Genomic DNA, 19,312 nt, shown 5'->3' with positions numbered 1-19,312 from the left:
CTCCCGCTTTTACAAACGGGAGTTCTACAATTATTCTTCTACTGTTTTTTTAAGAAATCCTAACATAAATGCTGTTACAAAGGATCCTATTAATACAGCTAGTATATAAAGGAATGGATTTCCTTTTACTATAGGAACTACAAACAATCCGCCATGTGGAGCTGGTAATCCTATATTAAACATCATTGAAAGTCCACCAGCTATAGCTGAACCAACAATTGCTGAAGGTAGTACTCTACCAGGATCTGCTGCTGCAAATGGTATTGCACCTTCTGTTATAAAACTAGCACCCATTATATAGTTAGTTTTACCTGCATCTTTTTCTTGTTTTGTAAATTTGTTTTTAAATAATGTAGTAGCAATGGCAATTCCAAGTGGTGGAACCATACCACCAGCCATTATTGCTGCATGTGGAAGGTAGTTACCTGAACCAATCATTGCAATTCCGAAAGTATAGGCAGCTTTATTTATTGGACCACCCATATCAACAGCCATCATTCCGCCTAACACTATACCAAGTATAACTTTATTGGCAGTACCCATTGAACCTAAGAAAGTTGTTATTCCTGCATTTATAGCTTTAACTGGATTTATTACAAATAAGAACATTATTGCGCCTGTTATAAATATTCCGAATAAAGGATACAACAATACTGGCTTTATACCTTCCAATGACTCCGGAAGCTTAGAAAATACATTTTTAAGACCAACAACTATATAACCACCAAGGAAACCTGCAATTAGTCCACCTAAGAAACCTGCACCATTATTTGCAGCTATAAATCCACCAACCATTGCTGGAGCAAATCCAGGTCTATCAGCTATACTCATACCTATAAATCCAGCAAGAACTGGTACCATAAGTGAAAATGCATTTCCACCACCGATATCCATTAACAATTTAGCAAATTGATTAAAGGATGGATCCTTAGGATCAAAGGATTTAATACCAAACATGAAACATATTGCTATTAATATACCGCCACCTACAACGAAAGGTAACATATTTGAAACACCATTCATAAGATGTTTATAAAAACCTGATCTCTGTTTAGCCCCTGTATCGTCCTTGCTACCTCCAGTATGGTGATATGTTGATGCATCACCATGTAAAGCTTTATTTATAAGTTCTTCTGGTTTTTTCATAGCTTGAACTACAGGAACCTGAATAACTTTCTTTCCTTCAAATCTTGCCATTTCTACCTGTTTGTCTGCCGCCACTATTATAGCAGAAGCTTTTGCTATTTCTTCATCTGTTAATTTATTTTTAACCCCTGTAGAACCATTTGTTTCTACCTTTATGTCTACTCCCATTGTTTTTGCCTTATTCTTTAAAGCATCCGCTGCCATATAAGTATGTGCTATACCTGTTGGGCAAGCTGTTACAGCAAGTACTAATCCTTTTGATTCTTTCTTTTTAACGTTATCTTCTGACTTCTGTGTTTGTAAGTATTCATTTTCTTGCTTATCTATTAAGTCTAAAATATCCTTTTCAGTCTTTGCATTCATAAGCCCATTTCTAAAACCTTCATTCATAAGCATACTTGATAATCTAGATAGTGTATCTAAATGATCATTATGTGCTCCTTCGCTGGCTGCTATCATAAAGAATATGTGAGCATTGCTGCCATCTAAGGAATCATAATCTATTCCAGCTTTAGAGCGTCCAAAGGCTAAAGCTGGAGTTTTAACAGCAGCAGTTTTTGCATGAGGTATAGCTATTCCATCACCTATTCCTGTAGAAAATTCTTCTTCTCTTTTTAATATTGCCTTTTTATATTCTTCTTTATCATTTAATTTTCCAGCCTGATCTAACTTATTTACTAGTTCATTTATTACATCTAGTTTTGAATTGGATTTTAAATCAACAATAATCGTATTTCTTTTTAAAAGTTCTGTTATTTTCATATTCTTTCCTCCCTATTTTGAATTAAAGGTTTTCACATAGTTTATAAAATATTGCCAACTACTAAATTTTGAATTTACTGCTTTGAGCATAGTTGGCATATTGCGTCCATTTGTAATTATTTTTGCTTTTATAACTTACTAATGTTAACTTGAGGCAACAAATTTTCTACATCTTCTTTTTTACATAAATCCATTGAAAATGCTGTTGCACTTCCTGCTGTTGCTCCCCATTTTAATGATTCAATAACATCAGAAGTTTGCGAATATCTGGCAATAAATCCAGCTATAAGTGAATCTCCTGCTCCAACTGAATTTTTTACAGTCCCCTTTGGTGCTGATGCGTGATAGATACCTTCTTTACATATTAAGAGGGCTCCCTCACCTGCCATTGATATGACTACATTATCTGCTCCCAATTCTCTAAGCTTTTGTGCATAATGTATTATTTCTTCTCTAGTACTAATTTCAACATTAAATATCTCGCCTAATTCGTGATTATTAGGTTTTATTAGGAAAGGTCTATATCTTAATGTTGATGTCAGAGCCTCTCCTGTTGTATCAACCACAATCTTTATTTTTTTATCTAAACATTTCTCTTGTATTATGGAGTAAATGTTTCTTGGAAGAGAATTTTGCACATTTCCTGCTAATACTAGAAAATCTTCTGAATTTAAGCTGTTTATTTTTTCAAACAATTTATTTAAATTTTCTTCATCAACATTTGGACCTGATCCATTTATTTCTGTTTCGTCATTAGATTTAAGTTTTACATTTATTCTTGTATCACCATTTAACTCTATGAAGTCAGTGTCTACACCTTCACTTTCGAGAGAATTTTTTATAAATTGACCTGTAAATCCACCAATAAAGCCTAGTGCTTTATTTTTTATACCTAGATTATTTAAAACTCTAGATACATTAATTCCTTTTCCACCAGGATATTTATTTTCACTAACAACTCTGTTAACAGCTCCTGGTCGAAAATTTTCAACATTTATAACATAATCAATAGAGGGATTAAAAGTTACTGTGTAAATCATTCCTCTGTCACAACCTTTACTTTAGTTTTTTTACTATATCCTTCATGATCTTCTGTCTTAGAATTAGTAATAATCGTAGCTTTTCCTAAATCAGCAACTTTTACAAAGCTTACTTCACCAAATTTACCTTCATCTGCTAATACAAAAGTTTCCCTTGAATGTTTAATAGCACTTTCTTTTAAAATTGCTTCCTCTGAATCCGGTGTAGTAAAGCCATATTGTAGATGAATTCCATTGATACCTAAAAAACACTTATCAAATCTAAACTTCTCTAGGTTTTTCAAAGCATCTATACCTATAATGGCCTTTGTTGTACTTTTAACTTTACCACCTAAAATATAACAATTTATATTATTTTCAACAAGTGCATTAATGTGTTTAAGTCCATTTGTCACTACAACTATATTCTTTTTGTCTATAAACTGAATTATTTCAAAGGTTGATGTACCTGCATCTAAATACACTGAATCTCCATCTTCTATAAGGGTAGCGGCATATTTAGCAATAACTCTCTTCTCATCTACACTTTGAATTTCTTTTTCACCATAACTCAGCTCCAATAGCCTTCCTTTTGGCAAAGTAGCTCCGCCATGTATTCTTTTTAATGCATTTATGCTTTCTAAAAAGGTAAGATCTCTTCTTATAGTTGATTCTGAAGTATTTGTTATTTCTACAAGTTCATTTATTTTTGCTAATTTTTTTTCTTGAAGAACCTCTAGTATTATTTTATGTCTTTCCTCCGTTAACAACTTTTATCACCTTCTTTATATATGGCATTTCTGCATAAGCACTCTTTATATTTAAAGTATGCTTATTTTATTTTCTCTTTATGTAAACATTATAATATATAAATATTCAAAATACAATCATTTTCTTTCAAAAAACGTCAATTTTTTTCACAAATTTTAAAAAAATCAGTCATAATCTTTCAAAATATTATTCTTGTATATATACCAGCTTAAATTCAAATTTAACTATAGCAAATGTTAAGAAAATATTAGAGCTAAAAATAACTATATGTAATGAGAATAATATATGGTAAAATATGAAGTGAAATTTAAATCACTTAAAAAATTCGAGAATATGCACTATAAAAGCATGTGTTCACTGTAGCATATTTTATAGAATCGATATATTTAAACATTAAAGGGAGGTTCAATTAACAATGAGTTATGATAAGTTATTTTTTATATTTGCAGCGTTAATTGCAGTATCTTTAGTAGTATGCATTATAAAGAAAGTTACTAAAGCAATTATTTTCACTTTGGTAATTATATTTATCTTTTCTTTTGTAAAAGCAATTAATTTAGGTCAAAGTCCTATGGATGTATTTAACTCTTCCAAAAATGACGTAACTTATACTAAAGAAATTTACAACTATTCTCAGAAGATAAAGAAATCAGTTAGTAATACTATAGCTGCAGTAGAAAATAAATCCCTACCTCAAATCAAAGAGGAAAATAAAAATCTACATAACTATTTAGATAAGGTCAGCAAATTACCTCATGGAGTTGAGCTAAACTCTTTTCATGATAACTACTGTAGTTATCTTCAAAATATAGTACTGACTTCTGATACATTGATAAAGGGTGCAGATGTTTCAAATGGAATTTTAAAGAATACAGAACAAGCAAAAAGTAATTTTCAAAAGTATTTAGATGAACTTTTGAAAATTAAAGCAAAATGAAGTGTAAACTTGAATCAGATGGAGTTTCAAACCCCACCTGATTCTTAGTTGAACGAATCCAGGGACATAGGCGCTCGTGACGTACACTTTGAAGAAGATGGGAGTATTAGAGCGGGTAGTCATCGGATAAAAAAGGAACTGTGGAAGAATATTTTAATATATATTAAAAATACTAATATGTAGTGAAAGGATGATATATATGAATTCTCATGAAATTGACTATAAAATCTATGGAGATGACATTCAATTCGTCGAAATCGAACTAGATCCTAGAGAAACTGTAATTGCTGAAGCTGGCAGCATGATGATGATAGATCCTAATATTCAAATGGAAACAATATTTGGAGATGGTTCTTCTCAGTCAAAGGGTGGATTTATGGATAAGCTTTTTGGAGCTGGAAAAAGAGTACTAACTGGTGAAAGCTTATTTATGACTACCTATACTAATGTGGGTTATGAAAAGGAAAAAGTATGTTTTGCTGCTCCCTACATTGGTAAAATAATTCCTATGGATTTGAGCACCTTAGGTGGAAAGCTTGTATGTCAAAAGGATTCCTTCCTATGTTCAGCAAAAGGAGTGTCTGTTGGTATAGATTTTAGAAAAAAGTTAAGTGTTGGTTTCTTTGGCGGTGAAGGTTTTATACTTCAAAAATTAGAAGGAGATGGGATGGCATTCATCCACTCTTGTGGTGCACTTATAAAAAAAGATTTGTTACCTGGCGAAACCCTAAGAATAGATACTGGGTGTCTAGTTGCTATGACCCGAGAAGTACATTATGATATAGAATTTGTGGGTGGAATTAAAAATACTTTTTTTGGTGGTGAAGGAGTATTTTTCACAACTGTATCAGGCCCTGGAAGCGTATGGATTCAATCTCTTCCATTTAATAGACTTGCAGAACGTGTATTTGCAGCTGCTCCTTATGGTGGTGGCAAAAAGGAAGAGGGAAGTATTTTAGGGGGACTTGGAAATCTCTTTGATGGTGATAACTAGAATAATAATATACATAACACCCTGTAATTAAACCTTCGTTAATTACAGGGTGTTTTTATTAAATAAAAACTTGAATAGGAACTTTTATCATTAAAAAACTCAATAATTGCATAAAATGGTTAATATGTAATTAACTCAATATTAGCATATAAATAGGAATAACCAGCAAACTACCGATAGTTGTTATAACTGTATTTATTGTTGCATATTCGTAATCAGCATCATAACTCTTTGACACAATAGCAGTATTTGTCATTACAGGCATCGCAGCTTGAATAACAAATACTTTTTTCATAAGTAAAGGAATAGCAGAGTAATGACTTAATATAAGAATTAACATTGGAGATACAAAAAATCTTCCTAAAATTAAAACTAACATATCAATGCTAAATTTAAATTTACTTAAATCAGCAGAATAAATAGTTATACCTATAAACAGCATAGCTAATGGAGTAGTTAAATTCCCAAAATACTTACAGGTATCTAATATAAATTTTGGTAAATGAACATTTAACAGCACTAGTGTTACTGCTACTATGAAACTTAATAATGGAACTGATATAATTCTTTTTACTGTATCAATAGAAAATATTTTAGCATCTTTATTAGATTTCCCATCCCTACTTATTTCATAGGTTCCAATAGTCCAGAAAAATGCAGTATTTGCTATGTAATATAGCAAAACATTTGGTATGCTCTGTGCTCCAAATAAAGCCATATTTACTGGTAGTCCAATAAATATAGAATTAGACACAAAAAACATGGATCGAAAAGTACCAATTCGTCCCTCTTTAATTCTAATAATTTTAGAAACTGCTACAGCAATTAAATAGCAAATTGACATAGAGGCAAATGGAATAAATAATCCTTTACTTAAATGAATCAACTTATCTTTGTCAAAGCTTTCCATAAACTGAGATACCATAAGACATGGAATCCCCAAATTACAAACTAATTTTGAAAAGGTCTTAGAGATTTTTTCGTCCAACCATCCCCTGCTAGCTAAAAAGTATCCTGTAGAAACCATTAAAACAATACTCAGTATACTTTCTAACGCATTTAAAACTATCATTTTATTCACCTATCTTTCACATTGTATTTTATTATATGTCCTCATTAACCGCTATACACTGTGACATAATTGTTTTTAGTATACCTTTTTTATAAAAATTAATCAAGAAATGTAAGCGAAATTGTAAAAATTATGATGAATCTTGACATTATTTCCAGATTAAATGCAAACAACAATATAAACTTAAGAATATTGAAGAAAACAAAGGAAATTACCTATATATTTCTTTTTTAACAAAAAAACAAAATTTGTATTTACCACAAATTTCAATTATAATTTACTATAAATACTAAATGTGAAGACGGAAAAAGTAATTAAGTCCATCACAAAGAGAGACAGTGGTTGGTGTGAACTGTTTGAGAAGCTTAATGAAGTACATTCCTGAACTGCAGGCTGAAATTTTTAGTAGGCTGAGCCGAGTAACTCACGTTAAGAGTAAGAGAAGATCAATTTTGTATGTAAAAGTAGGGTGGTACCACGTATAATTCGTCCCTTGGCCAGGGGCGTTTTTTTTATTTTCTAAATACACTAAAGGTATTTTTTAATATTATTATTTTAATAAACATCATATGGGAAAAGGGGAACTTTCCCATGCAGAGAAAATTTTATATCTTGACTTAAAAATATAAAGGGGGCTAATTAAATGAATATTTCTTTGTTTATAGTTATTGGTTATATATGTATTCTTTTCTTAATAAGCTTTGTTGCTAAAAAGAGGGCTTCTAAAGGTGGCGAAAGCTATACTTTAGCAGGCAGAGGTCTCACTACCCCGCTTGTAACCTGCTCACTTGTAGGCCTTGCTATAGGCGGGGCTTCTACTATTGGTATAGCTGAACAATCCTATAATGTGGGTCTTTCAGCTGGTTGGTATAATGTAGCATGGGGCTTAGGTGCTATAGTAATGGGAGTCGTATTAGCTGGAAGATACAGAGAATTTAATGTATCAACAGTTCCAGAGCTTTTTGGTAAGTTTTATGATAGAAAAAGTAGAGTAGTATGTGTCATATGTCAGATAGTTATAAACCTTGTAGTTGTATCTCTTCAATATATTGCAGGAGGAGCTATTTTATCTTCACTACTACCAAATATATTTACCTTAAAGACTGGTATGATAGTAAGTGCCTGTGTTTTTGTAGCCATAACCTTTATGGGTGGTATGTGGTCTGCAGGACTATGCAACTTGTTTAATGTACCGTTAAAATATCTAGGAATTATTTTATGCACAATATTAGCAGTTTCCTCAAGGAGAGGCATTCAAAATATGAGTCTTCAATTACCTCATAATGTGCCTTACTTTAGTTTTGTAAAAGGAACCGGCTTTTGGGTTATATTAAGTTGGATTTTAGTAATGACAACTCAAGCTATGTCTATGCAGGGACCTGTACAAATAACCTTTGCTTCAAAAAATGCAAAGACCGCAAGAAATGGATTTATAATCGCAGGATTACTTATGATTCCTATAGGTTTTTTATGTGCTCTTATAGGAATAGCAGCTAGAACAGCTTTTCCTGGAGTACCTGCAACGTTAGCTTTACCTAAAATGATATTATCATTAAATCCCATAATAGCAGGAATAACCTTAGCAGCACTTTGGGCAGCAGATGTATCTGCAGCTTGCAGTCTGCTTTTAGGATCTACTATCTTATTTACACAGGATGTATATAAACAATTTATTAATCCTAAAGTAGATGACAAAAAATTTCTAGCAATAAATAAATTATGCGTTTGTTTACTTGGCGCAATAACTTTCTTACTAGCTTTATCCATGGGCAGCATCTTAAAGGCTATATCTATAGGTTTAAGTCTATCTACAGCCTTTACTGTAACTTTCTTATTTACTATATTTTTACCTAAGTTATGCAGAAAGAACTCAGCATTTCTTACTACTTTAATGGGAATAATAGCTCTTTTCTTATGGCAACTGGTACCTGCAGTACGTATTTTTCCACATGTGATTTTTATGGAATGGCTAGTTTGTTTATCAACATTCTTGTTAGTATCCATATTTGATAAAGAAAATCTTAATTTTATGAGAGAAAGTACAAATAGTAATCTGTTAACAGAAGCAGAATAGCATTATGAATTATATACTTTATTAAGATTAATTAAAAGGGCTAATTCTAAAATATAAGTTTTAGAATTAGCCCTTTTAATTAATGACCTACAATAAATAATTTTTCTCTTGAAATTACTTAAGTTTAAACCCATTAACTATATCCGAAAGATTTTCTGAAGAATATGTTAGAACCTTTGATGCATTGCTAGCCTTCTTGCTCTGAACTCTAATAGATTCAACAAGCCCAAGAGTAGTTTCACTATTATTTATATTCTTCTGATTGTCACTAGATACTCTTTCAGCAGCAGCTTTTGCACTCTGAGTAATACTATTCATCTCTAAAGACTGACTTTTTATTAATCTAGATATGGAATCCATATTATTATTTACATCTATAATGAATTCCTTTATTGAGTTAAAAATAGTTACTGAACTTGATACCGCTTCACTTTCTTTAGTTACAGTTTCTGCAACATTATTTATTCTATTAATAGTATTTTCTATTTTACTTTGCATATTTTTTATTAAATCACTTATGGATATAGCGGCTTCACTAGATTCAGAAGCAAGCTTTGAAACCTCTGTTGCAACTACAGAGAATCCTTTTCCAGCATCACCAGCTCTTGCAGCTTCAATAGAAGCATTTAGTGCCAGAAGATGGGTCTGCTCACTTATTCCAGTTATAACATTAGTTACTTCGTTAACCTTATTGGAAAAATCACCAAGTTCAATTATAATTTTACTTGTTTGATACATTTCTTTTTCAAGTTCATTCATAACATTTATAACTTCACTTATAACTTCATCATTTTTTTGTGAGGCTTGCCTTGTGCTAGTTGTTTTTGAATGAAGAGAATTTATAAGATTATTTATATCATCTATCGAATGTGATATATGGTCAAATTTTTCCTGAGTCATATTAAACACTTCTGTTTGAGTTTTACTGATTTGAAGAAATTCATCAATAGAACCAGAAATAAAAGTCATATTCCCCTCTACGTTGTCTGTAAGTTTTGATAAATTTTTAGCTGAACTTTTTGAAGCCTTTGAAATTTTGTTTATTCTTTTTATTATACTCATTTGATTATTAATAAATTTATTAAACCATTTTGATAATTCACCAATTTCATTATTTGAAAGCTTGTCCACTCTCTTTGTTAAATCCCCTTCACCTTCAGCTATTTCCTGCAATATCTTTAAAGTTGTCTCCATAGGTGATGTTACATATCTTTTTACAGCAAATAGCATTGTAAAAAAAGTAATTAGCCATACTAAAATAATTCCAGGTATTTTAAAACCTTCATATATATTTGAAATAAAATAATTCCCTAATAGTAAAACACCATTTATAATACTTACTGTTACAGGGATAACATACTTAAGACTTGAAAATTTATAAATTTCAGCAATGTCACCTTCACACATCATTCCCCATTTTTCAGTAGAGTTTGGTGGGCATATAACAACACCTTTTCCACCAACTAATATGTGTCTATAATCAAAATATCCAGGATAACACTCCAAATTTTCCCCATTGTTCATAGTATTATGTACACCTTTATGCAGTTCCTTTGTAGCAGGGTCGGTAAAAATTATTTCGAATTCTGTGTGTTTTTGTATTTTTATTACTCCCCAATTTTTTGTTCTAATTCCATCTTTAAGGTTATCTCCAAGAGTAAAAGCGTTATCTTCAAAACGACTTCTCGATATGGCAGTTCCAGGTTTTATACTTCTATCAGACTCTACCATAAACAAATAGTTATCCCCAGATTCTTTATAAATGTGAGTATCCTCATCTTGTATGACATCACTCATCACATCATTTGGAACTCTTCCACATAGTACTGCTCGTCTTCCATTATTTTTATTTTCAAAAGGCACAGAAAACATAATTGTAACTTCATCAAAAAAATCAGAGTTTCCAGGTCCAACTTTAAGTGTTACTTCATCTTCATAAGGACCATACATAAGAGATTTGCCTTCCATACCAGCTTTGAAGTTAGGGAGGTAACTCATATTTACCTTAATATTTTCATCATAGGTAGATATATTAACTATTCCTTCTTGATTAATTATAAATAGTTCTGTAAAGTCATTAAATTCTGATTTTCTATTTTTTAATATAGAAATAAGTTCCTGATGATTTGCTTCATTTTTATCTAAATAAGCAAGGATAGTATCCTTTGTAACCTCCATGGCAGACCACATATCTGAAAACCAATTTTCAAGAGCTTTCTTTCTACCTCTTGCAATTCCTTCAAAAACCTGTTCTGAATTTTCTCTAAGCCTTTTATTAAAATGTTTATTTAAGAAATACGACAAGTTCATCAAAATTCCCCCAAAAAATCTATTATACTTACAATTAAATTGTCTGTATATTAAATTATAACATTGTAAAACCTTCATTTCAACAATAAGCTTTTAGTCTTTCAAATCTTCATAAATGATTCTAAAGTCTTCATGTATTCTCTTAAAGGCTTCCAGCACCTTAGGATCGAAGTGTTCTGGATTAACCCTTCCATCTCCTAATGTTATTATTTTATAAGCTTTCTCATGAGAAAATGCAGGTTTGTATGATCTTTCGCTTCTTAGTGCATCATATATATCTGCAATAAAAACTATCCTTGCAGATAGTGGTATATCTTCCCCCTTTCTTGATTCAGGATACCCTGTCCCATCATATTTTTCATGATGGTATTTAGCAACCTCTGCAGACATTTTTAAATACTCTGAATCACCTATTATCTTCTCTCCATAAGTGGTGTGCTTTTTGATTTCTTCAAATTCTTCCTTAGATAATTTACCAGGCTTAAGTAATATGTTTTTGTCTACATATATTTTACCAACATCGTGCATCTGTGCTGAATTATAAAGTTTATTTATAAAGTGCTTACTAAGGCCTAACTCTTCTGCAATTCTCTTAGCAAAGGAGTTAACTCTTTTAACATGTTTTCCTGTCTGATCATCGTTAGTTTCAGCAGCTCGTGCCAATGCATTGGTTGTGTATTCAAAAGCTTGTTCTATTTCATCGATCTGATGTTTTATTGTTTCTATTAAATCAATATTAATTGCCAGTGCTTTCATTATGGATATATCATAACTTGTAACTATTTTCTTATAGTTAATGCCTATTAATATTAGATTACCTATAGCAAAACCCGAAAAATTGTTTATAAGTCCACTATTGTCCTTAATTGCTTTTGGAAATATTTTTTCACTAAAACTAATATCTGAAATTTCATCCAAATTGCAATTTTTACCGAAACCATTGTTTGAGTACACATCAAATTTAAAGGAATCTTTTTTGTTAATATCAATGTGAATTTTTTCTTCATACTTATTATTACTAAGCTGAAAACTTAGGGAATCATATTGTTCTTTTTTTAAAGATAAAACCCATACAACATGAGGTTTATTTGTTAAAAACAGATTTTCACCGAAAACTAAATCAAGCAAATCCTTATACATAATTTTTGCACTATATTGGCTACTTGAATACTTCTTTAAAAAGGATTTAATTTCTCCATTCAACAGATCTATTGCATCATAGCTTTCCATAAGATTATCGTATTTAATCTTAAATATAGTCGACTGCTTAATAAGAGGCATAAGAAGACTATTAAGATTTTCAATTGATATCAAAATTTCATTTTTAATTGAATTTGCTATTTTTGCTTTTTCACTATATACATATATCACAGGTAGGTACTCAATATCTAAAATTGATTGAATAATGTCAAGTGTATTATCTTCACAAATATCAACATCTATTATTAGTAATTTAGGATTTTTCTTATACATTTCAACCATCATATCACCTTTAGTGACGCAATGTAATTTATAATCGCTACTTAAAGAATTTCTTATGCTTAATTCTTTACTTCTACTGTTGGTAAGCAAAAATATAGTATTACTCATATATTAAGCCTCCTGATGAATTATATTATTAAGTCTTTCACTTTTTAATTTATATTCCACATTTCCTTCTGATCTTTGAATATTTTTTCCTAATTTTATTATTGATTGTATCACTTCCTCAGGAACTTCCAGTAATATACCAAAGTCAAATACTATATTAAGAGGTTTTATAAAGAGCAATCCTTTTATCGCAGTATCTAAGTTTGGTAAATCCTTTATACCTAAATGTTCATTAAAACCTACAACAAATTTACCTTCTTTATTATCTATTTTAAAACCAGGTTCAGTTTCAATAATTTCTTCATTGTTCTCCTCCACTGTTTCAGTATCATTCCTAAGCACTTCATTTACTACTCCAATCAGTGTATTAGGTTCAATGGGTTTTATAATATAATGCTTAGCTCCATTTTTTAAGGCCTCAAAAACCATTTGTTTTTGATTTAAGGCACTAATTATTATTATCTTAGCATTACTATCCTTTTTTATTATTTCGCTTACAGCATCTACACCGCTCATTTTTGGCATTGTTATATCCATAGTAACTAAATCTGGCTTTAAATTTGAGTATAATAATATTGCTTGCTTACCATCTAACGCTTCCCCTACTACTTCATGACCATTTTTTGAAAATATACTATATAAATTTTTTCTCATAACAGTTGAGTCATCTACTATTAATATTCTAGCCATCTATATTTCCTCCTCTAAATAATTCAACTTATTTTATTCTTCATCAAAGATTATATAAATGCAAAATTCATACTCTGAACAAATTAAGTTACAGTTTAATATTTGAGATTGAGTGTTCTTTATGCATCCTCCTGTACTATTTGATATGATTGAAGGTATTCCAATATGAAATATACCATTTGTATTTTCAAATTTGCCAGAAGTTAATCCTAATATAGTGTTTGATATTTCTCCTAGCACATCTTCAAAATAGCTTATTTTATCCTCTTCTTTAATATCATCTATCATAAAACCTTCTACTAATTTTTTACCCATAGCATTGTTAATACTAATCATTAAAATTGAATTGAAAGTTCCATTGATACTTAACTGAGCAGTTATGTCATTTAAAGTTATAGTATTTTTTGCTTCAATTTGCTTTAATTCAAAATTTAGTCTCGTTTGCTTAAAAATTATGTCTATAGCAATTTCAGCAATTACTTTGATAAAATCTTCAGCTGTAACTGAAACTTTTTCTTCATTTTGAATTTTAGGAAGTGTTAAAGTGAAAACTGTACCATAATCTTCTTTGTTGTCCACTTCTATTTTTCCACCACACTCTTCTACACTTTGTTTCACAGCACTCATTCCTACTCCTCTTCCAGAGATATAAGTAGGTTTCTCTTTTGTGGTCATTCCGTGCTCAAATATTAAATTGATTTTTTCTGAACAACTCATTTTATTTAATTCTTCTTTAGAATATAACCCTTTATTTAAAACTTTTTGTTCTAGCAGTTCTACATTAATTCCTCTTCCATCATCAGCAATTATTATCTGGAAGTTGTTTTGTAGATTTTTAAGATTGCAAGTAATATACCCTATTTGCTCTTTTCCTGCTTCTAATCTTTCATCTACTGTTTCTATACCATGATCTACACAATTTCTAAAAATATGCGCAATAGATTTTAAAACATCATGATAATAATTAGCATCTATCATTATATCATCACCAGTTACTTTAAATGGTTTTACTGTTTTACCTAGTCTCTCACTTAATTTCATAACATAATCCGGATAAGACCTTAGTAAATCCTTTAATGACTTACTCCTTAGACTTTTTATAATCCGTAAAATAATCTTACTTTCACTTGGACTTAATGTGTTCTTAACCTTATTTTCAATTTCAATAAGCCTTTCCTTCTTTATATACAAAAGTTCACCATCTTGCATAAAATCTTTACCTGCATAAATTTTTATGATATCTAGATCTTCTTTTACCCATGAAATTAATTCTTTATTATCTATATCTTTTATGTCAAACTGAAATTTATCTTCATATAACTTGTCTTCTAATTGATTAAGTTTATTTACAACATTAACCATTTCATATTGACTAAAAGTACCTTTAAAAGTATGAATTTGTCTTAATACTTGATCATACTGTTCTTTAGGTATATTTTTAAATGACTTATTTGCAAAATCTTCATATTCTTTAACAAGCGCTCTAAATTCATCTCTATTTATAATAGTTCTTACTACCATTTTTAAAGTATTTCTCTCTTCGTCCATCTTTTTTTCCAACAATCTTTTTTCTGTTATATCAGTTATTATTACCATGATTAAATCTTCATTCTTTAAATCTTTAACCACTTTATAGCATAGACTTAAAATTCTATCATTTATCTCAATTTCTTCTGGTAGTAAGGTTAAATATAGTTTTCTCTGCCTTTTATCTGAATTGAATATTTCAACAAATAATTCATCCATGAAATTTATCATGCTTCCATCTTTTTGGTATAATATGGAGGATAATTTTTTATGTAGAATTATACTATTAAATATTTTTTCACACTGAATACTATATTCCTCCTGGATAAGCAAGTCTTTTTTAAAAGTCAGGAATCCCTGCTCTGCATTATTTAATATATTTTTTAGCTTTAAATTTTTGCTATCCAGCACTTGGTTTATATTCTCTAGGGTTTTTCTAGTCTCATTAAGAGTAAAATTTTGAGCCTCCAACTCAGTGTTTTGATTTGCCAAGATATCAACATAATTATGCATTCTAGCCATAATTATGTTTGTAGATTGAGCCAATTCCTCAACTTCACTTATTGGTTTTTTAAATTTAATCTCAGCACAAATAGCTTCTTCTATATTCCCATTTGCTAGATCTTTCATTATTTTGTCAAGGTCAGCCAAAGGTTTTATAATAGCAGTACTTAATTTATAAGAGGCTATTTTAGATATTAACAGAGTTATGAGAAATACAAGGAAGCATATTGCAGCTAAAACTATATACCCACCCAAAATAATCATCGGATTAAGCCTTACTTGAAGTGTAAAAAGCAGTTTGTTTTCATTATCAGCTACGGTTTTTATAGTAGTTTTATTTAACATTTTAATTAACCAATTCTCCCATTTAGATGTTAACTTAACAGGGTCTAAATAGAATTCAGGTACAGAAGAATAAATCAGTTTATCATCTTTTAATATATTATAGTCTACTACCAAAGGCAGTTTTCCTATATCTTTTATATGATCATTATTATTTTTACTTGTATCAGTTTCTGATTGGTTATTAAAAAAAGAAATTGCATAAGAAAACCCTACTCTTTCAAAAATCTCTTTGTATTCTGGAGTTACTTCTGTAAATTCAGTTTTCATTTTTCCCTGGCGCAGTGCTTTTGAATATTCATCTCTAAGCTGAAATCCGATTTGATTTGCAGCAGTTTCAGATATTATTGAACTGAAAATTTTAAAGGTTGCTCCCAGCGCAAACATCATCACAACCACCATTATCAATAAACTATAAAAATTCAAAGTAAATGCCATGTTTCTTATTCTTCTTTGCAAACTTCTTTTATTAACTTTCTCCCCCATATTATTACCTCATATTATAATTTATATATTATAATTATATTTCATCACCAATATTTTGATTTTACCATACTATGTAACATTTTCAATAAAAATTTACCAGATAATCTATAAAACTGAAAAACATCCTAAATCAAGCTTTATCTTTACCTAAACTTAACCTGCAAATTGTATCCTAATGATGTTAAGTATGAAATAGTATTCTTTTTTATTGCAACAATAATACTCTATCAACCTAAAAGTTAAGAGGGCTTATGATAAACATATTTTATCATGAGCCCTCTTAACTTTTAGTGTCATTACTTATATAATTAATATCTGAAAATTTCTAAATCCTACACTTTGCTCTGTAACCATCATAATATTACAGAACAAAGCGAGACTCTTACTACTAGCCTTTATTAAATTCTTCCGCTAATTTTTCAAAAGCAGAAATTGATCTTTCAATCATGTCAAATTTTACACAATATGAAATTCTAAAATATCCTGGACATCCAAAACCACTTCCCGGAACAAGAAGTAAGTTATGATTTATTGCTCTCTTTATAAACTCCACATCATCCTTTATAAATGCCTTTGGGAAAAGGTAAAAAGCCCCTTGAGGTTTTACACACTCAAAACCAAGTCTTGTAAGATTTTCATATAAAAAATCTCTTCTCTTTTTATATTCTTCAGTTTCTACTTTAGCATCTAATGAATCAGCAACAACTTTCTGAAATAATCCTGGAGCATTTACAAAGCCAAGGGTACGGTTACAGAAAGTTAGAGCATCCATAAGTATATGTATATCATTTATTCTGCTGCTTGCTGCAATATAACCTATTCTCTCACCTGCTAGTCCTAAAGATTTACTAAAGGAATTTACTATAATTGAGTTATTAAAAATAGCTAACATACTTGGTACCTTAGCTCCATCATAAATTATTTCACTATATGGCTGATCGGAGAGAACAAAGATTGTTGTTCCATATTCTTTCTCTTTTTTAGCTAAGATTTCTGCAATATTTTTTAATTTTTCTTCACTATATATAACTCCTGTTGGGTTATTAGGATTATTGATAATTAAAGCTTTTGTTTTTGGAGTTATGCTCTTTTTAAAAGCATTTAAATCTGGTTCAAAGGTAGTAACATCCGGTGGAACCACCACTGTTTTTCCACCATGGTTATCTGCATAGAAATTATATTCTACAAAGTATGGTGCAAAAACAATAACCTCTTCACCTGGATTAAGAATAGCTTTTAATACTACGTTTAACCCTCCTGCAGCACCAACTGTCATTACAACGTTATCCGCTGAAAGCTGAACTCCACTTTCTTTTTGTAAAGATTTTGCTATTTTTTCTCTAACCTCTGGATAACCCGCATTATTCATATATCTATGAATACCTTTTGAATCATTTAATATGTAATTTTTAAGTGATTCTGTTACCTCTTTTGGAGGTTCAGCATAAGGGTTTCCAAGACTAAAGTCATAAACATTGTCTGCCCCATATTTTTCTGCAAGTTTTGCCCCTTCCTCAAACATTGCTCTAATCCAAGAAGATCTGCTTAAATTGTCTACTATCTTTTCTGAAAACATGAAATTGCCCCCTTTTATTTTTGCAAAATAAATGTTTATCAGATTATTATAATACAAAACACAGTGCAATACTATATATATTTGCAGAAAAATTCAAATAGAGTATTCCTATATTGGATTCATACAAATATTAGGATACTCTACTCCTACTGTAGATTTTTCACTTATTTTATATACTCATCAACGAAATTTAAAACCCTATCTAAAATTATCATAGCTTCATTTATCTCCTCTTCCTTTATTATCAAAGGTGGTGCAATCATTATGCAATTTTCATGGGAATAAGTTGAAAATCCTTCTTGTTTTAGCATTCCTATCATTTTTCCCATTATCTTATCAGGATCTTTTCCATAAGGTACTAAAGCTTCCCTAGTAGTTTTATCTTTAACCAGCTCTATTGCTGAGAACAATCCTATATATCTTACATCTCCTACAGATGGATGTTTTTCTTTAATCTTTTCAAGCTCAAAACCTAATATTTTGCCCATATTTTTGGCGTTTTCTATTAAGTTTTGTTCCTCATATACCTCCAAAGTTGCACAACCTGCTGCACAAGCTAATGGATGAGCATTGTAGGTTAATCCACACATTAATGTATTCTCATCAAAATATTCTGCTATAGGTTTACTTACTATAACACCTCCTAAAGGCACATATCCACAAGTAATTCCCTTTGCGAAAGTAATAATATCAGGCTCAACATTCCAATTGTTACATGCAAACCATTCTCCTGTTCTTCCCCAGCCTGCCATTACTTCATCACAAACCATAACTATTCCGTATTTATCACAAAGAGTTCTTACACCCTGTAGATATCCCTTTGGAGGAATGATGATTCCGTTACTTCCAGTTATTGTTTCCATGAAAATAGCTGCTATACTTTCTGGTCCTTCATAAAGTATCTGTTCATTTAATTTATTTACGTAAAACTTAGCTGCCTCTTCTTCACTTTTAAAATCTATATCTTCTCTATAAATGTAAGGGTCAAAGAATTTTACAAAACCAGGTATACCAGGCTCACAGGTATATCTTCTAGGCTCACCACTTAAATTTGCTGCACCAAAGCTAGCGCCATGGTAGGAACGATATCTTGAAAATATTTTATGTCTTCCTGTAACCAATTTAGCTATTTTTATAGCATTTTCATTTGATTCAGCTCCTCCTAAGGTAAAAAATACTTTTCCCATATTCTCAGGTGCTTTTTCTATAACTTTTTTAGCCAGTTCCGATCTTACATCTACAGCATAGCCTGGTCCCATAAAAGGAAGTTTTTCTGCTTGATTTTTTATAGCTTCAATAACTTTCTTATTACCATGTCCTATATTTAAATTTACAAGCTGAGAAGACATGTCCATATATCTCTTTCCATCACTATCCCAAAAATATATTCCTTCAGCTTTTGTAATTACTAAGGGATTTAAAGCACCCTGTGCACTCCAAGAATGAAGATTATAATTTTTATCATATTTTTTTATTTCCTCTACTGATAACATTTTAGTACCCCCTTAAGTC

At 30.5% G+C, this 19,312-nt stretch carries 13 protein-coding genes and 1 other annotated feature; of the genes, 3 read left to right on the top strand and 10 right to left on the bottom strand.

Annotation, left to right across the window (positions count from 1 at the left end):
- Positions 1–30: 30 nt before the first annotated feature.
- The 3 genes from CLMAG_RS13645 to CLMAG_RS13635 all read right to left on the bottom strand — a co-directional run bounded on the left by CLMAG_RS13645 (position 31) and on the right by CLMAG_RS13635 (position 3,697).
- Complete coding sequence (locus tag CLMAG_RS13645) at positions 31–1,908, bottom strand: PTS fructose transporter subunit IIABC (protein ID WP_066623210.1); 1,878 nt, start codon at positions 1,906–1,908, stop codon at positions 31–33.
- Between the two features lie 128 nt (positions 1,909–2,036).
- The gene (pfkB, locus tag CLMAG_RS13640; RefSeq protein WP_066623208.1) at positions 2,037–2,948 is read right to left on the bottom strand and encodes a 1-phosphofructokinase; all 912 of its coding nucleotides are present in this window, start codon (positions 2,946–2,948) and stop codon (positions 2,037–2,039) included.
- A complete protein-coding gene (locus CLMAG_RS13635) occupies positions 2,945–3,697 on the bottom strand; it encodes a DeoR/GlpR family DNA-binding transcription regulator (RefSeq protein WP_066623206.1) in 753 nt (250 codons plus the stop codon). Before CLMAG_RS13635 ends, pfkB begins: the two co-directional genes overlap by 4 nt.
- A gap of 416 nt (positions 3,698–4,113) precedes the next feature.
- Here CLMAG_RS13635 and CLMAG_RS13630 point away from each other — a divergent pair, with 416 nt between their 5' ends.
- Together CLMAG_RS13630 and CLMAG_RS13625 are read left to right on the top strand one after the other, a co-directional pair.
- Positions 4,114–4,635, top strand: coding sequence for a hypothetical protein (locus tag CLMAG_RS13630; RefSeq protein WP_066623204.1), 522 nt, complete (start codon positions 4,114–4,116; stop codon positions 4,633–4,635).
- A 199-nt stretch (positions 4,636–4,834) separates the two neighbouring features.
- Entirely contained in the window at positions 4,835–5,629 is a 795-nt protein-coding gene (locus tag CLMAG_RS13625; protein WP_066623201.1) for a TIGR00266 family protein, read from the top strand.
- Between the two features lie 130 nt (positions 5,630–5,759).
- On the opposite strand, the gene CLMAG_RS13620 is transcribed toward CLMAG_RS13625, so the two are convergent.
- The gene (locus tag CLMAG_RS13620; protein ID WP_066623198.1) at positions 5,760–6,701 is read right to left on the bottom strand and encodes an AEC family transporter; all 942 of its coding nucleotides are present in this window, start codon (positions 6,699–6,701) and stop codon (positions 5,760–5,762) included.
- A 289-nt stretch (positions 6,702–6,990) separates the two neighbouring features.
- Positions 6,991–7,198: a binding site (T-box leader), on the top strand.
- 146 nt (positions 7,199–7,344) lie between these two features.
- Here CLMAG_RS13620 and CLMAG_RS13615 point away from each other — a divergent pair.
- Positions 7,345–8,775, top strand: a complete 1,431-nt coding sequence (locus CLMAG_RS13615) for a sodium:solute symporter family protein (RefSeq protein WP_066623191.1) — start codon at positions 7,345–7,347, stop codon at positions 8,773–8,775.
- Between the two features lie 114 nt (positions 8,776–8,889).
- On the opposite strand, the gene CLMAG_RS13610 is transcribed toward CLMAG_RS13615, so the two are convergent.
- From CLMAG_RS13610 to CLMAG_RS13585, 6 genes are all read right to left on the bottom strand, one after another.
- The gene (locus CLMAG_RS13610; RefSeq protein WP_161486974.1) at positions 8,890–11,085 is read right to left on the bottom strand and encodes a methyl-accepting chemotaxis protein; all 2,196 of its coding nucleotides are present in this window, start codon (positions 11,083–11,085) and stop codon (positions 8,890–8,892) included.
- Positions 11,086–11,178: 93 nt separating this feature from the next.
- On the bottom strand, positions 11,179–12,675 hold the full coding sequence (locus CLMAG_RS13605; RefSeq protein ID WP_066623188.1) for an HD-GYP domain-containing protein: 1,497 nt from the start codon (positions 12,673–12,675) through the stop codon (positions 11,179–11,181).
- 3 nt (positions 12,676–12,678) lie between these two features.
- Positions 12,679–13,365 (bottom strand): response regulator, encoded by a 687-nt coding sequence (locus tag CLMAG_RS34965; RefSeq protein WP_066623185.1) that lies wholly within the window; start codon positions 13,363–13,365, stop codon positions 12,679–12,681.
- Positions 13,366–13,398: 33 nt separating this feature from the next.
- Complete coding sequence (locus CLMAG_RS13595) at positions 13,399–16,224, bottom strand: ATP-binding protein (RefSeq protein ID WP_066623183.1); 2,826 nt, start codon at positions 16,222–16,224, stop codon at positions 13,399–13,401.
- Between the two features lie 388 nt (positions 16,225–16,612).
- Positions 16,613–17,800, bottom strand: a complete 1,188-nt coding sequence (locus CLMAG_RS13590) for a pyridoxal phosphate-dependent aminotransferase (RefSeq protein ID WP_066623172.1) — start codon at positions 17,798–17,800, stop codon at positions 16,613–16,615.
- Positions 17,801–17,964: 164 nt separating this feature from the next.
- Complete coding sequence (locus CLMAG_RS13585; RefSeq protein WP_066623165.1) at positions 17,965–19,293, bottom strand: aminotransferase class III-fold pyridoxal phosphate-dependent enzyme; 1,329 nt, start codon at positions 19,291–19,293, stop codon at positions 17,965–17,967.
- Positions 19,294–19,312 lie beyond the last annotated feature (19 nt).

Source organism: Clostridium magnum DSM 2767, from assembly GCF_001623875.1.
Taxonomy (GTDB): Bacteria; Bacillota; Clostridia; order Clostridiales; family Clostridiaceae; genus Clostridium_AM; species Clostridium_AM magnum.
The sequence above is the reverse complement of the archived record's forward strand: the minus strand, read 5'-3'. Positions and strand labels throughout refer to the sequence as shown.

Coding starts and splice junctions, on each gene's coding strand:
- CLMAG_RS13595 (WP_066623183.1), bottom strand. CDS start 16,224: ATGGGGGAGAAAGTTAATAAAAGAAGTTTGCAAAGAAGAATAAGAAAC.
- CLMAG_RS13615 (WP_066623191.1), top strand. CDS start 7,345: ATGAATATTTCTTTGTTTATAGTTATTGGTTATATATGTATTCTTTTC.
- pfkB (WP_066623208.1), bottom strand. CDS start 2,948: ATGATTTACACAGTAACTTTTAATCCCTCTATTGATTATGTTATAAAT.
- CLMAG_RS13630 (WP_066623204.1), top strand. CDS start 4,114: ATGAGTTATGATAAGTTATTTTTTATATTTGCAGCGTTAATTGCAGTA.
- CLMAG_RS34965 (WP_066623185.1), bottom strand. CDS start 13,365: ATGGCTAGAATATTAATAGTAGATGACTCAACTGTTATGAGAAAAAAT.
- CLMAG_RS13625 (WP_066623201.1), top strand. CDS start 4,835: ATGAATTCTCATGAAATTGACTATAAAATCTATGGAGATGACATTCAA.
- CLMAG_RS13605 (WP_066623188.1), bottom strand. CDS start 12,675: ATGAGTAATACTATATTTTTGCTTACCAACAGTAGAAGTAAAGAATTA.
- CLMAG_RS13620 (WP_066623198.1), bottom strand. CDS start 6,701: ATGATAGTTTTAAATGCGTTAGAAAGTATACTGAGTATTGTTTTAATG.
- CLMAG_RS13610 (WP_161486974.1), bottom strand. CDS start 11,085: ATGAACTTGTCGTATTTCTTAAATAAACATTTTAATAAAAGGCTTAGA.
- CLMAG_RS13645 (WP_066623210.1), bottom strand. CDS start 1,908: ATGAAAATAACAGAACTTTTAAAAAGAAATACGATTATTGTTGATTTA.
- CLMAG_RS13590 (WP_066623172.1), bottom strand. CDS start 17,800: ATGTTTTCAGAAAAGATAGTAGACAATTTAAGCAGATCTTCTTGGATT.
- CLMAG_RS13585 (WP_066623165.1), bottom strand. CDS start 19,293: ATGTTATCAGTAGAGGAAATAAAAAAATATGATAAAAATTATAATCTT.